The 14,260-nt window shown below is 67.0% G+C and carries 10 protein-coding genes and 1 tRNA gene; 4 read left to right on the top strand and 7 right to left on the bottom strand.

Annotated elements, in window-relative coordinates; genetic code table 11:
* Positions 1 to 91: 91 nt before the first annotated feature.
* From AC5Y4T_RS24140 to lipQ, 5 genes are all read right to left on the bottom strand, one after another.
* Complete coding sequence (locus tag AC5Y4T_RS24140) at positions 92 to 2,146, bottom strand: bifunctional copper resistance protein CopD/cytochrome c oxidase assembly protein (RefSeq protein ID WP_499955822.1); 2,055 nt, start codon at positions 2,144 to 2,146, stop codon at positions 92 to 94.
* Between the two features lie 28 nt (positions 2,147 to 2,174).
* Positions 2,175 to 4,529, bottom strand: coding sequence for a glycerol-3-phosphate 1-O-acyltransferase (locus AC5Y4T_RS24135; RefSeq protein WP_499955821.1), 2,355 nt, complete (start codon positions 4,527 to 4,529; stop codon positions 2,175 to 2,177).
* The gene (locus tag AC5Y4T_RS24130) at positions 4,526 to 6,358 is read right to left on the bottom strand and encodes an HAD-IB family hydrolase (RefSeq protein WP_499955819.1); all 1,833 of its coding nucleotides are present in this window, start codon (positions 6,356 to 6,358) and stop codon (positions 4,526 to 4,528) included. The genes AC5Y4T_RS24135 and AC5Y4T_RS24130 overlap by 4 nt, the downstream gene beginning before the upstream one ends.
* A complete protein-coding gene (locus AC5Y4T_RS24125) occupies positions 6,355 to 7,824 on the bottom strand; it encodes a WS/DGAT/MGAT family O-acyltransferase (protein ID WP_499950113.1) in 1,470 nt (489 codons plus the stop codon). Before AC5Y4T_RS24125 ends, AC5Y4T_RS24130 begins: the two co-directional genes overlap by 4 nt.
* A 133-nt stretch (positions 7,825 to 7,957) precedes the next feature.
* Positions 7,958 to 9,205 (bottom strand): esterase LipQ, encoded by a 1,248-nt coding sequence (gene lipQ / locus AC5Y4T_RS24120; RefSeq protein WP_499915321.1) that lies wholly within the window; start codon positions 9,203 to 9,205, stop codon positions 7,958 to 7,960.
* Positions 9,206 to 9,391: 186 nt separating this feature from the next.
* On the opposite strand from lipQ, the gene AC5Y4T_RS24115 reads away from it, so the two are divergent.
* The 4 genes from AC5Y4T_RS24115 to AC5Y4T_RS24100 all read left to right on the top strand — a co-directional run bounded on the left by AC5Y4T_RS24115 (position 9,392) and on the right by AC5Y4T_RS24100 (position 12,008).
* A tRNA-Arg gene (locus tag AC5Y4T_RS24115) sits at positions 9,392 to 9,465 on the top strand.
* Positions 9,466 to 9,540: 75 nt separating this feature from the next.
* The gene (locus tag AC5Y4T_RS24110; protein ID WP_499955817.1) at positions 9,541 to 10,221 is read left to right on the top strand and encodes a cutinase family protein; all 681 of its coding nucleotides are present in this window, start codon (positions 9,541 to 9,543) and stop codon (positions 10,219 to 10,221) included.
* Between the two features lie 164 nt (positions 10,222 to 10,385).
* On the top strand, positions 10,386 to 10,796 hold the full coding sequence (locus AC5Y4T_RS24105) for a hypothetical protein (RefSeq protein ID WP_499955815.1): 411 nt from the start codon (positions 10,386 to 10,388) through the stop codon (positions 10,794 to 10,796).
* Between the two features lie 441 nt (positions 10,797 to 11,237).
* Positions 11,238 to 12,008, top strand: coding sequence for an enoyl-CoA hydratase (locus AC5Y4T_RS24100; RefSeq protein WP_499955813.1), 771 nt, complete (start codon positions 11,238 to 11,240; stop codon positions 12,006 to 12,008).
* A gap of 38 nt (positions 12,009 to 12,046) precedes the next feature.
* Here the strand turns inward: AC5Y4T_RS24100 and AC5Y4T_RS24095 are convergent, their stop codons facing one another.
* The gene (locus AC5Y4T_RS24095) at positions 12,047 to 13,216 is read right to left on the bottom strand and encodes a dihydrolipoamide acetyltransferase family protein (RefSeq protein WP_499955811.1); all 1,170 of its coding nucleotides are present in this window, start codon (positions 13,214 to 13,216) and stop codon (positions 12,047 to 12,049) included.
* Positions 13,213 to 14,260: alpha-ketoacid dehydrogenase subunit beta (locus AC5Y4T_RS24090; protein WP_499955809.1), on the bottom strand; the 1,048-nt coding region annotated here is incomplete at its 5' end. The genes AC5Y4T_RS24090 and AC5Y4T_RS24095, both read right to left, overlap by 4 nt.

Here is a 14,260-nt window from a genome sequence, read left to right as displayed (position 1 = left end):
ATGGCCGCCATTTAGCGCGGCGCCACCGACGAACGCCGCGGGAAACGGCCCGGAGATCGGCCGTAGCTGTGGACGAAAGCGGGACTGTGGATCAGTCGGGGTCGGCCGCGCCGGACGGCTTGGGCTTCTCGCCATGCGCCAGCTGCGCAAGCATCGCGTTGTAGGCCACCAGCTCGGCGTCGTCGTCACGCTCGGCGGCCCGGTCCAATCGTGTTGCGGTGCGGCGATCGCTGCGCGCCCACTGAATGAGCAGCGCGAGCATGACGATCACCAGCGGGAATTCCCCCGCCGCCCAGGCGATGCCCCCGCCCAGGCGCTGATCGCCCAGCAGATCGGTGTGCCAACTCAGGCCGAGCGAGCGGTAATAGTCGGCGCCGAGCACCTTCTTGGTGCCCATCAGCACCACCCCGAAAAAGGCGTGCAGCGGCAGCGATGCGAACACCACGGCCACCTTCGCCAGCGGCGGAATTGGCCGCGGCGTGGGATCGACCCCGATCACCACCCAATAGAACAGGTAGCCGCTGAGCAAAAAATGCACATTCATGGCCAGATGCCCGGCGTGGCTGCTCGCGGTGGTGTCGAAAAGGTTCGACAGATACAGCCCGTAGAACCCGGCGACGAACAGCACGGTGGCCACCACCGGATTGGTGAGGAACCGAGAGAAGCGGCTATGCAGCGCGGCCAACAGCCACTCCCGCATGCCCGGCGGATCGTCTCGGCCGGCGGCGGGCAGTGCCCGCAAGGCCAGGGTGACGGGGGAGCCGAGCACCAGCAGGATCGGGATCAACATCGACAGGCACATGTGGACCACCATGTGCATGCTGAACATCGCCGGCATATAGCGACCAACGCCCGACGACGTGGCGAATAGCAACACCAGGCAGCCGAGCAGCCAAGAAGAGGTGCGCCCCGGTGGCCAGGTGTCGCCGCGGCGGCGCAACCGAACCAGGGCGGCCACGTAGAGGGCGGCGAACACGATGGCCGCCGAACCGAAGATCAGGTCGAAGCGCCAATCGAACAGGATGCGCGCCACGGTCGGTGGCCCGTCGAAGTCGTAACCGATCTCGGCTTCGGGAATCGACGGCAGCCGCGCCGGCGGTGGCGGCGGTGGGGTGCGACCCAGGCCGACGGCGATACCGAACGTGAGGCCGAAAACAGCGGCCTCGATCAACGTCAGCCTCAGCAACGCGCCGCGCCCGTGACTCGGATCCGTTTGCAGCGCAGCCACACTCACGCGCCGCTGACGCCAGCCGAGCCCGCCCAGCAGGCACAACGCGACGAACTTGGCGATCACCAGCCGCCCGTACTCGGTGCTGAGCAGGTCAGAAGGCTGCACCCGGACCAGGGCGTTGACCAGGCCACTCACCGCCATCGCGACCCAACACCACAGCGCGATCATCGAGAAACGCCGGGCGGCCAGCCCCAGGTGATCGCCGCCACGCAACGCGTGCGCAAGCAGGGCGAGCAGGCCACCGGCCCACAGGCTGGCGGCGACGAGGTGGATCAGCAGGCCATTGGTGGCCAGGTCGTGCGAACCGCCGGCCGACGAGTGACCGGTCAACCCCAGCGGAATCAACGTCGTCACCGAGGCGGCGACCAGGACCGGCGTCCACGACCAGCGCAGCACCGACAGGCTCGCCAGCGTGATCACCGCGGCCAAGACCGCGGTCCAACGCCAGGCCGAGGCGTTCGTGACCAGACCCGCCAACGACCACATCCGCGTCGCGGGAATGTCGGCGACGGGATGTCCGGACACGTCGGAGATGGTCAGCGGGACCAGGAGGGCGGCACACACCGCCCACACCCCCGACGCCACCGTCCCTAGCCGAAGGGCCCGATACCCGCCGGCGTCCAGGACACCGTTGCGTTGCGGGGGCACCAGAAATGCGGCGAACAGAAACGCGCCGACCGCGACTACCGCGGCGATCTCACCCGCCGCCCGGACGAAGGGCAGCCCCAGCGTGGTCACCTGGCCCGGATCGGGTAGGCCCGTCGCGGTCAGCGCGCTGGCCAACGAGAGCGTCCCGATGCCGGCGGCCGTGCAGCCCGCCAGCACGGCCACCCCGACCAGCACCGGCCACACCGGCGTGCGGCGCCGGGCAGCGGCCTCGGTCGGCGCCGTGCCGGCCGGCGGGGCGACGGTCATACGTACAGGGTATGGGCGGGCCCGCCGGCTACAGTGCCTGGCTGTTCAGCAGGTCCCGGCGAGCCTTTTCCTCCCGGGCCACGAACTGATCGCGCGCGATCTGTCCGACGTAGTTGAAGTCATGCAGGATGTCGCGCAGCTCCTTCAGGAAGGCGCCTCGCCTTACCGCCAGGTCTGCGCCGGGCGCGATCAAGTCCTGGTCCTCGACAACCTGGCGTGCGGTGGCGAACAACAGCGTCGAGACCGATTCGCTGCTGCGGACCCGGGTCTGCGCCACATACTGCCGCCCGACGCCCAGCGCCAAGTCGGTCAGTTCCTTGTGTCCGATGTCCGCCGGTGCGTCGCACAGCACATCGGCGACGATCTCATAGGCCTCGAAGAACACCCGCAGCATCGCTTCGGCCATCAGCGGACGCTTCGCGAACAACAGCGCGCGGATCTCGTCACCCCCGGCGGCGACGTGAGCTTCCCAATTGTTGTGCCACGCCATCTCTTCGGCGATGTGGTCCCGGAACGTCGTCGAGTCCGCGAAATAGAAGTCGAACTTCAGCAGATCGCGCAACCGCATCGCCTGGGTCCAGAAGGCCCCCATGCGGTCGCCGCCGGCGTGGCGGGCGTGTGCCAGCGCCAGCTCGACGATCGACGTCTCCAGGAAGGCGTGGATCACCGAGTTGCGGTAGAAGGCCGCGGCGTGCTGTTCTTCGGGCGCGATGCGCCACACCGGTTCTCGGCCGCCGTCGACCCGGGTGATGGGGTGCCCGTGGGAGAGCGCATCGACCGCCGCGCGAACCCCGTCGTGCGTGCGCAGCCGCAACGCGCTGGTGGACATCGGGTCTTGTTTGCGTTCCAGGTAATCCAGCGAGTCCTGCAGGGTGTGGTGCAGCTGGCCGAGCGTCAACGCCGCACCCCGGGTCGTCAGCAGCAATGCGCAGACCAGGCCCGTTGCCGTCACCGGGGTCGCCTGCAGAATCCGCCAGGCGACCTCGAACGACATCTTCTGCAGCGCAAGACGTTTGGCGTCCGAATCGTGGGACAGCGGGCCGTTCGGAGCGCCTAGGTACTCCCGCATCGACACCGCTTCGGGGAAGCGGACGTAGATCTTGCCGTAGTTGCGTTCACCCTGGGCGCGGATGAAGTTGTACAACCAGCCCACGCCTTCGGGCGTCTTCTCACCGCCGCGGGCGTACGCTGCGTATTCGGCGGTCTCGTGCAACTGGTCGAAGCTGATCGAAACCGGTTGCAGCAGAATATCTTCGCTGCGGCCGTCCAGGTAGGCGTCGGCGACGTAGGCCAGCAGGCCAAGCTTGGGCGGCAGCATCTTTCCGGTTCGCGAGCGGGTGCCCTCGATGGACCAGCTCAGATTGAACCGCTTCTCGACGATGTAACCGACGTACTCGCGCAGCACGTACTTGTAGAGCTGGTCATTGCCGATGTTGCGGCGGATGAAGATGACACCCGAACGCCGTAGCAACGGTCCCATGGCGCCGAACGACAAGTTGATGCCTGCGAACACGTGCACCGGCGGCAACCGGTTCTCCTGCATGGCGACCGGCACCACCGCGCCGTCGATGTAGGAGCGGTGGGAGAACAACAGCACCGCCGGGTGCGCTTCCAGGCCGGCCCGCATCGCCGCGACCTGATAACCGTCGTAGTCGATCTCGGGATCGAACCCGCGGCTGAGCATCCTGCCGAGAACCCCGACGAGGTCGACCGATGCCCTGCTCCACCCGGTGGCGAGTTCGTCGAGCATCTTTCCGGCTTCATCGACGGTCGCACCGGGGATTTTGGCCAGCCCGGCGCGAAACCGGTTGGAAGCCAGGATCTCCGGCTTCACCAACCGCGGCGACTTGTACTGCGGTCCGAGGATCCGGTACTCGACGCGTTCCATCGCCAAGATGGCGCGGCGGATCACGAATTGGGCGAAGTCGTTCTTGTCTTCTCCCACCGTGATGTCGCGCCACTGCCGGCGCAGTTCGGAGACGGTGGCCGCCTCACCGGCCACCACCCGTGCGCGCTGTGGAGCGGTCCGCACGATCTGTTCTTGCTGACGGTGGTTGGGCTGATAGGGATCCCGGTTGGGAAGCAGCCCGACCAGCTTGGCGAAACGGCCGCGATCCGGCTCCGGCAGCCAGAACACTCGCACCGGCACGATCGAACGGTCCTGGCCGGATTCGAGCTCTTCGGCCAGGGCCGTCATCGCTTCCGGCGGCGCGTCGAGCGCAGGCAGCTTCACCAAGCCGAAATCCGCTCCCGGATGGTCGGTTTGCTGGTGATCCAGCCACGCGGTCACCAGTTCCATCTCGACCGCCGAGGCCATCGACGCCAATACCAGCGAGTCTCTTCCGGTAAGAACAGCGCTGCTGTCTGCAGCCGGTTCGGTCACGGATGCCCTCGAGGCGGCGAATCCGGTGGCTCGGCGTTGACGGCCGCCTCGGCGGCGGGTCGTTGCGCCTCGCCGTCTCTGAGCGCGGGCTGGGATTCGTGCGGATTTGCCTTGTGCGGCTTGGCTTTCGGTGCGGCTTTCTTCGCGGGCGTCTTCTTGGCCGCCGCCTTCTTCGCCGCTGCTTTCTTCGCCCCCGCCTTCTTGGCCGGCGCCTTCTTGGCGGGTGCCTTCTTGGCGGGCGCCTTCTTGGCCGGCGCTTTCTTAGCCGGTGCTTTGGCGGGCCGGCTCCGCGCCTTGTCTGCCGCCTTGTTCTCGGCGTACAGATCCACCTCGGGAAGTTCGTCGACGGGCCAGTCGGCGAGCGTGTCCAGGTAGAGCTGGCGGATCTCCGCGATGCGCTCCGGCAGCGTATCGAGCGTCCAGTCCTGCACCGAGAGTGGCGGAAAGACGGCGACGTCGACGGTCCCGGGGTTGATGACGGTCGAGTTCCGGGCGGCCACGAGCTCGGCGTTGCGGATCACGATGGGGACGATCGGGACGCCCGCGGCCATCGCAATCCGAAACGGCCCCTTCTTAAACGGGCCGACCTCGGTTGTGTCGACCCGGGTGCCCTCCGGGGCGATCACGATCGAAAGTCCCCTGCGCGCACGGTCTTCGACCTCGTGCAACATCTCCACCGCGGCGGCCTGATCATCACGGTCGATGAACACGCCATCGAGGAGCCTGCCGAGCGTGCCCATGACGGGGTCTTTTTGCAGCTCCTTCTTGCCTACACCGACCCAGTTGTCGCGCACCAGCGCGCCGGTGATGACTGGGTCAACCTGGTTGCGGTGGTTGAAGATAAAGACCGCCGGCCGTTGCGCGGTGAGATTCTCCTCGCCGATGACGTTGAGATGCACACCGGCGATCGCCAGCGACAGCTGGGAGAAATTGGAGGTGAAGAAGTTGACGCCGCGACGCCGATTGCGGGTCAGCACACCGACGCCCACCGCACCCGCGGCGACCGGGAACATCGAGCCGAAGCCGGCGAGGGTCCGCAGCTGCCGCCGCAGGCCCACGGGGCCGCGGCTGCTGAACCGCAGGATGGGCCAGCCACGGCGCTTGGCCACCGCGGCCATCTTGCCTTCAGGGTTCGTCGGGCGCGGATTGCCGACCAGGTACATCAGGGCGACGTCCTCGTCACCGTCGGCGTAGAAATAGCTGTCTTTGAGGTCGATGTCGTGCTCGGCTGCAAAGCGTTGCACCGCAGCGGCTTTGCCCGGGCCCCACAAGATTGGCTTCTCGACGCCACCGGTGAGCATGCCGTCTTCGGTGGTCTCGAATTTGTTGGTGAGCATGTTGGGGATGCCGAGGAAACGCGCGACCGGGTTTACCTGGATGGTCAGCGCCGACGAGCTGAGCACAACGGTGTGACCACGAGCCATGTGAGCGCGCACCAGCTCGCGCATCTCCGGGTAGATCCGCGACTCGATCCGCTGAACGAACATCCGCTCGCCGATCTCTTCCAAGTCGTCGAGCAGTCGCCCGGTCAGCGCGCCGGCGGCCTTGCCGATGAGGTCTTCGAATTCGATGCGGCCGAGGGTGTGGCTCAGGCCGGCCTGCACCATGCCGAGCAGCTCTCCCACGCCCATGTCGCGGCGCAGCAGCCGCTCCTGGGTCAAGATGATCGCAGTGAACCCGGCGACCAACGTGCCATCCAGGTCGAAGAAGGCACCGATCTTGGCGCCCGCGGGGCTGGCCATGATCTCGGCCACCGAGCCGGGCAACCGCATCTCCTGCCCGGCGTTTTGCGTTGCGCGGTCGTCGGGCTGCTCCGTCGAGGCGCTCATGAGCCCGCCGCCGATCGCGCGGACACGGCCGGCTCGGTGAACGAGGCGGGCACCGCCCGGGGCGGTGGATCACCGGCCAGCGCCAGGATCTCGTCGAAACCTTCGAGCAGGCATTGGGCGAACAACGCCTCGTTTTTCACCGAGGCCCTGTCGTAGCGCACCGTGATGGTGCACCACCCACCGCGCGAAATCAGCACCACCATCATGGCCACACCGGGCAGTGGACCGATACCATACTGCCGCAACACTTTTGCGCCGGCGATGTACGTGTCGCCGGGGAAGACCGGTACGTTGCTGGCCTGCACATCGGATCCGATCACCGAGCCGGTGATCCCTTCGAGCACCGCGGTCGGCAAGACGCTGAGTACCGGGGCAATCGAGCCGATGATGTTCATCGCGGGTTCGTCGCGGCGCTGCGTCATCTGAGCACGGATCTTCTTCATTCGCGACACGGGATCGGCGGTACCGATCGGCGCCGCCAGGTTGACACCGGTGAATCGGTTGCCCCCGGCCCCGTCCGCTTCGGCCCGCAGGTTGACCGGCACGGCCATCGGCAACGTGCTGATCGGCACGCCGAACGCCTGGTGGTAGCGGCGCAAGGCGCCGCACAGTCCGGCGAGGTAAGCGTCGTTGATCGACCCGCCACCGGCCTTTGCGGCCTTGTGCAGGTCGGCGAGCGGGATATCGATCGCCTCGCTGCGGGTGGCGAGGCTGCGGCGCCGCAGCAGCGGCGAGGGCTCTGCGGCCCGGTTGAGCACCCGCATGCCCGACATGGCGTAGCCGACGATCCCCGAAACGGTGGCCGTCGGCTCCAGCACCGCCCGCCCGGCCGCCGATACCGCACCCGACAGCGCGTTCATGACGCCGCCGACCACGGCGAAGGGCAGGTGGTTAATGCCCTGGCGCATAAGGTCATTGGATGTCAGATCCTGCGGTACGGGCAGCGGCAGCGTCGGCTTGGCCGGCGGATTGCGCTCGAGGTCATAGATCTCGGCGAACATCTGGACCCCGCCCACACCGTCGGTGACGGCGTGGCTGACATGCAATAGCGCCGCGGCCTTGCCGTCGGCCAGACCGTCGACCAGGGTGGCCGTCCACAGCGGCCGCGAAATGTCCATCGGCGACTGCAGGATGAGCTCGGCGAGGTCGAATACCTCACGCAGCGTGCCGGGTTCGGATATCCGCACCCGACGCACGTGGAAATCCAGGTTGAAATCGGGATCGACCACCCAGCGCGGCGCCGCCGTCGGCAGGGACGGTACGACGACCTTTTGCCGCAGCCGCAGCACCCGTCGCGATGCGTTTTCGAATCGGGTTCGGAACTGTTCCCAGTCCGGCGTGGTGTCCAGTAGCTCGAGCGCCATGATCCCCGAGCGGGTGCGAGGGTTCGCCTCTCCCCTGTGCAGTAAGTAGTCGACCGGCCCGAGCTCGTCGGACAACTTCATCGCCTCGACGGGCTCAGCCATGGTCACCAGTTCGACGCGCCAACCTTGTCACCGTCGAAGCCTCCTGCCTTGGACCCGCCAACCCCAATCGTCTACCCAACGCTAGTCGGGTTGCCCCGCTGGTGAAAGGAGCGGCGAGTACTGGGGAGCGGGCTCAGCCGGCCGACGTGGCCGCCAGGGGCAGTGAATCCAGCAGCGCGCCGACGCGCCGCCCGTAGACGACACCGAGGAAGTCGGCGACGGCGTCAGCGGCCAGCCGCGATCGGACCGTCGGCGTGATGTCGAAAGCGTGGTGGGCATTGCCGAGTTCGGCGTGGGCCACTGTGGCCGCGCCGGCCGCGCGCAGCGCCGCGCAGAACGCGCGAGCCTGTCCGCTGGGCACCAATTCGTCCTTCTCACCGTGCAGCACAAAGAACGGCGGCGCGTCACCGTGCACGTAGGAAATCGGCGACGCCGCCGTGAAGCGCTCCGGCTCGTCGGCATAGCGGGCCTTCATCACGAATTGCTCGAGGAACGGCAGCATCAGTTCGTGCATGTTGTCGAAATCGGTGAAGTCGTAGACGCCGTAATAGGGCGCCACCGCTTGCACGGTCGTGTCGGCGGCTTCGAAGCCGGGCTGAAAGCTGGGGTCGTTCGGGGTGAGCGCCGCCAGGGAGGCCAGGTGCCCGCCCGCCGAGCCGCCGGTGATCGCGATGAAGTCGGGGTCGCCGCCGTAGTCGGCAATGTTCTCCCGCACCCACGCGATCGCCCTTTTGACGTCGATGAGGTGCGCGGGGAACGTGGCGCGCGGGCTCTTGCTGTAGTCGATCGAGACGCAGATCCAACCGAGTTGGACCATTCGGCTCATCAACGTGTAGGCCTGCGGACGCCGGCCGTTCAGCGCCCACGCTCCGCCCGGCACTTGGATCAGCACCGGCGCCCGGCAGCCGGGCGCCAAATCGTCGCGCCGCCAGACGTCGAGCAGGTTGTCGCGAGGACTCGGACCGTAGGAGATGTCGGAAGTCTGCGCCGCGTAACGGCGGTGGGGCCCGGGCCTGCTCAACAGCCGACCGCGCGGCGCGCACAGGGCGCCGACGGCGGCGGGGTGGCAGATCTGCTCGCGAAATTCGGATCCGAAGGACTCCTCGAGGGCGGCGGTGAGGGTTCGATCCGCCCGCTGAGCCGCCCACGCCGTGCCGACGCGGCCGACGGACGGATGGGCAACCCGCGACAGCGCGTGTCCGGTCACCACGTGCGGAGGAAACTCGGTGAACAGCCAGCCGGCGAAGCAGCCGAGCGCGAACGGTCCGCCACGGAGCACCAGATTGCCCAGCTGATATGCACCGCGGGCTTCGGCCGCCAGGCGTGCCGCCTGGGCGCCCGCCCACGAGCGGTGTGAAGTCAAAGCACTGGCCACGCTCATTGCAACGCCACCCCTCGACGTTATGCACACGCCTCGTTGCGGTTAACGGCCGATTGCCGGCCGATGTTGTGCGTGTGTCGAGGGTCCCCACCATAACCGATAACTGCGGTGGCGGAAGGGTTTTCGCGCGCGTGGCGGCGGGAAATCGGGACCGCGGGTGCGGTTGGATAGACTGACCTGCACATTGCCTCCGTAGCTCAGGTGGATAGAGCAAGGGCCTTCTAATCCCTAGGTCGCACGTTCGAGTCGTGCCGGGGGCACCGACCGGGTATGAGTTCGCCTGGGCGTCTCGGGCGCGCTCCCTATTCGACGAAATGTCAATTAGCATCTGGAAGATGACGGCGCGCCGATTAGCGCGTTTGCTGGGTGTCGCGGTGGTGACAACCGGTGCGGCGCTGCTGTGCCCGCCGATTTCCACGTCCGCCGCGCCCTGCCCGGACGTCGAGGTGACATTCGCCCGCGGTACCGCCGAGCCGCCCGGCATTGGCGGGGTCGGACAGGCCTTCATCGACTCCTTGCGTTATCAGGTCGGGGGCCGGTCCCTCCCGGTGTATGCGGTCGACTACCCCGCCGACGAGGATTTCGCCCCGTCAGCGTCCGCGGGCGCCGGCGACGCTCACGCTCACGTCCAATCCATGGTGGCGAACTGCCCCCACACCAAGCTGGTGCTCGGCGGATACGGACAGGGCGCGATGGTGATCGATCTGATCACCATCGCCCAGGCACAGATCGCGGGCTTGGTTCCTCAGATACTGACGGCGGACGAGGCGGACCATGTCGCCGCGCTCGCTCTGTTCGGGAATCCGTCGGACCGGTATCTGGGGGCGCCGGTGAGCGTGGTCAGCCCTTGGTACGGGGCCAAGGCCATTGACTTGTGCGCGCCCGGCGATTCGGTGTGCGGTCCCGGCCCCCTGGCGGTGCCGTCGCACGATGAGATCTTCTCGGCGGCGCACTTGTCCTACCAGGCGTCCGCAATGCCGGGTCAGGCCGCCACATTCGTGGCCGGCCACCTCTGACTCGACTGCTGAGTTCTTTCATACTGCCCAATAATCGGGCAAAGACAGAAGCCAATGTGAAAAGAATGCGGTTTAATCATTGGACACCGTTGTCGAACGAGCAGACGGCGCTTACTTCGAGAGCTTTTGCTAGAGGGTCTTCTCTTCGAGAGGGTTGGCGACATATGGCGACGAATGAATGGCAGCCGGTGGTGCGTGTCGGGGAGCCGACGTTCATAGCCGGCGTTGGCAGCCGAATCAAAGTCGAAGTCAAGACGAGGGGTTGGTTGAGTCGCGACTGGCGCTGCTACTTCGGGGCGCAGATCTCTCAACATCAACTCGACGCCCGGTACTCTTCGTATCCATGTTGGGATGAAGTCCAGCGTATCGAGGGTTCCTGCGCAGAGCACGATGCGGAGCAATACATCGAAATGATCGACGCCGCAATCCATTATGCGAACAACAAGGTGCGTAGTAATGCGCTGCCGAAAGCCATTCCACACGGAACGCGCATCGAGCGGCGGGGCTGTGCGGTGCGTGAGCGCCAAGCCCAACTCGATGAGCTGGCGAAGAAGCTAGCAAGACCCGAGCCCTAGCGGATCCCGCAAATTTCGACGGCCCTACCGAGCCGACGGTCGACGTCGACCCCCAGCAAGTGCGCCGGTGTCTCACCATGCGTTTGCCAGGTCGGCTGAGGGATTTGGCCGGAAACGCCGAAGGCGGCAGATAACGGTTTGATAAATCCATTATTACCATTACGTTCCGATATCCGCCGCGCGCCCCGCAAATCCTTTCGCCTTCACTCAGCACTGCCGAAGGCGCTTCGGGCCCAGGCTAATAGCGCTCAGCCAATGCGAGGCGCAAATACTATGGCTCGCCGACATGGAATTCCCGCGTTGTCCTGCTGATTCTCGCAAATCACGCTTGTGCCGCCCCGCCCCGCGCGTGCGGCGCGAAGTAGTCTTACCTCGCCCGTGGCGCTGCAGCCGATGAACCGCGGTCGATCCACCGCCAGAAAGCGAAGCCGGAGGTGCCCGATGGCCCAGTCCGAACCGATCCTCTTCGAGGTCACCAACCGCGTTGCGCTCATCACCGTCAACGACCCCGACCGGCGAAATGCGATAAGTGCCGAGTCGTCGGGACAGCTGCGCGCGGCCGTCGAGCGGGCCGAAGCCGATCCCGGTGTGCATGCCGTGGTGGTCACCGGCGCGGGCAAGGCGTTCTGCGCGGGCGCCGATCTCAGCGCCCTTGGCGCTGCCGGCGGTGGAGAAGCCGAGGCGGGCCTACAACAGCTTTATGACGGCTTCATGGCCGTCGGCAGCTGCCGGCTGCCCACCATTGCTGCTGTCAACGGCGCCGCGGTGGGCGCCGGCCTGAATTTGGCACTGGCGGCCGATGTGCGCATCGCCGGACCCACCGCCGTGTTCGACGCGCGATTCCAGAAGCTGGGACTGCACCCCGGCGGAGGTGCCACGTGGATGCTCCAGCGGGCGGTCGGCCCGCAAGTCGCCCGGGCGGCCCTGCTGTTCGGCATGCGCTTCGACGCCGACGCCGCGGTGCGGCACGGGTTGGCGCTGAGTGTGGCCGACGATCCGGTCGCCGCGGCACTGGAGCTCGCCGCCGGGCCGGCGGCGGCACCGCGGGACGTGGTGCTGGCGACCAAGGCCACCATGCGTGCCACCGTCAGTCCGGGGTCGCTGGACAACGAGCAACATCAGCTCGCGATGCGCGCGGAGCTCGGGCCGCAGTCCCATTCAATTCAATCGCCGGAATTCGCACAGCGTTTGGCCGCGGCGCAGCGCAGGTAGGCCGTGGTGCGCCGTACCGTCGTCCCCTGACGCGCGACCTACAGATCCAGCAGTGCGATGTCAGGCGACTCGATCAGATCCCTTAACTCGCAGATGAATTGCGCCGCTTGCGCCCCGTCGGCGATGCGATGGTCGAATACGCACGTCAACGACATCGTCGGGCGCGCCACGATCTCCATGTCCACGACCACGGGCCGCGGCCTGATCGCACCCACGCCGAGGATGGCCGCCTCGGGGTGATTGATTACCGGCACCCCGTCGTCCACGCCCAGCGCCCCGAAATTCGTCACGGTGAACGTCGAGCCCCGCAACTCCGCCGGCCCCAGGCTGCCGGCACGGGCACCGGCGATCAAATCGGCTGCCCGGCCGGCCAGTTCGCGGGTCGTCTTCCTGTCGGCCTCCCTGATGACCGGGACCAGCAGCCCACGGTCGGTGGCTACGGCGATGCCCAGGTGCACATCATGCTCGACGCGCACCTGTGGCCCCTGCGGCGAGTCGACCCAGGTGGAGTTCAGCATTTCGTTGTGGCGCAACGCGATGACCAGCAGTCGCAACACCAGCACGAAGGGCGATATGGTCCCCGCCGCCGAGCTGAACCGGTCCGACAGTCTGGCCAGCTCGGTGCAGTCGACCTCCACACCGACCTTCGCTGCCGGAATCTCTCTGTGCGACAACGTCATTTTCTCCGCCATCCGGGCCTGCACACCCCGCAGCGGCCGGACATCGGCGCCATTGCCGTTCCCGCGAGCCGCCGCCAGCACATCCTCCCGGGTGATGATGGCGCCGGCGGCGTGCTGCACCGAATCGAGGTCAACCATCAACTCCTTGGCCAGCTTTCGCACCGGGGGGGCGGCCAGTGGGCGGGTGGGCCGCCGGCTGGTGTCGATGCCGGAGTCGGCGCCATAGCCGACCAGCGTCGGCACGGCGGGTTCGACGTCGGGCGGGTCACCGCTGAGCGGCACTGTGTCGATCTGCAGCAGCACCGCTCCTACGTTGACCACATCGCCTTCGGCGCCATTCGTTTCGACGATCCGCCCGGCGTATGGGCTCGGGATTTCCACCTCGGCCTTGGCGGTCTCCACCGTGCACAGCACCTGATTGAGCTCGACGACGTCACCGATCGCCACGTGCCACTGCGTCACTGTGACTTCTTCGAGTCCCTCGCCGAGGTCGGGGACCCGAAACGACTTGACCCGCCCCTCGTTCATGGCTGCGCCAACACGCGTTCGACGCAATCCAACAGCCGGTCGGGGCCGGGCAGCCACCACTTCTCCAGCCGCGCCGGCGGGTATGGGGTGTCGAACCCGCACGCGCGCAACACCGGCGCCTCAAGCTCGTAGAACAATTCCTCTTGAATGCGGGCGGCCAAGCCCGCTCCATACCCCAGGCTTCGCGGGCCCTCGTGCATCACCACGCAGCGCCCGGTCCGGTGGATCGACGAGGCGACGGTATCGAAGTCGAGTGGCACCAGGGAGCGCAGATCGATGACTTCTAGACTCCAATCACGTTGCCGCTGCGCCTCTTCGGCGGCGCCGACGGCGGTGCTGACCAAGCTGCCGTAGGTCACGACGGTCACGTCGGTGCCGGGCCGGCGCACCATCGCCTGCCCGATCGGCGGTTCGGGCCGTGTCACCTCGACCAGGCCGCGCCGCTGATACCGTCGCTTGGGCTCCAGATACATGACCGGGTCCGGGCACGTGATCGCGTGACGCAGCAGCCAATACGCGTCAGCCGGGCTGGACGGCACCACAACCTTCAAGCCTGCGGTATGTGCCCAGTACGACTCCGTGGAATCCGAATGATGTTCGGCGGCACCAATTCCCCCGAAGGAGGGGATGCGCACCGTCACCGGCATGTTGATTTCGCCGCGGGTGCGGGTGCGATATTTCGCCAGGTGGCTGACCACCTGATCGAAAGCGGGGTAGCAAAACCCGTCGAACTGGATCTCGGGTACCGGTACGAAGCCGCGCAGCGCCAGGCCCACCGCGACCCCGATGATGGCGGACTCCGCGAGCGGCGTGTCAAAGCAGCGGGTCTCGCCGAACGCCGCGGCCAGCCCCTCGGTTACCCGGAACACTCCTCCCTCGACCGAGACATCCTCGCCGAATACCAGCACCCGATCGTCGGCGGCCATCGCGTCGTGCAACGCGCGGTTGAGCGCCGTCACCATGGTCAACGACTGAGCGCCCAGCGCGACGTTCTGCGTTGCCGGGCTGAGTGTTTCGTCGTGGCCGGCCGGGCGATCGGCGAGT

It is taken from the genome of Mycobacterium sp. NGS11, assembly GCF_059813315.1.
The sequence above is the reverse complement of the archived record's forward strand: the minus strand, read 5'-3'. Positions and strand labels throughout refer to the sequence as shown.

Bases quoted from the DNA above. Each gene is read 5' to 3' on its own strand.
- AC5Y4T_RS24140 (WP_499955822.1), bottom strand. From the start codon at position 2,146: ATGACCGTCGCCCCGCCGGCCGGCACGGCGCCGACCGAGGCCGCTGCC.
- AC5Y4T_RS24130 (WP_499955819.1), bottom strand. From the start codon at position 6,358: ATGAGCGCCTCGACGGAGCAGCCCGACGACCGCGCAACGCAAAACGCC.
- AC5Y4T_RS24125 (WP_499950113.1), bottom strand. From the start codon at position 7,824: ATGGCTGAGCCCGTCGAGGCGATGAAGTTGTCCGACGAGCTCGGGCCG.
- lipQ (WP_499915321.1), bottom strand. From the start codon at position 9,205: ATGAGCGTGGCCAGTGCTTTGACTTCACACCGCTCGTGGGCGGGCGCC.
- AC5Y4T_RS24110 (WP_499955817.1), top strand. From the start codon at position 9,541: ATGACGGCGCGCCGATTAGCGCGTTTGCTGGGTGTCGCGGTGGTGACA.
- AC5Y4T_RS24105 (WP_499955815.1), top strand. From the start codon at position 10,386: ATGGCGACGAATGAATGGCAGCCGGTGGTGCGTGTCGGGGAGCCGACG.
- AC5Y4T_RS24100 (WP_499955813.1), top strand. From the start codon at position 11,238: ATGGCCCAGTCCGAACCGATCCTCTTCGAGGTCACCAACCGCGTTGCG.
- AC5Y4T_RS24095 (WP_499955811.1), bottom strand. From the start codon at position 13,216: ATGAACGAGGGGCGGGTCAAGTCGTTTCGGGTCCCCGACCTCGGCGAG.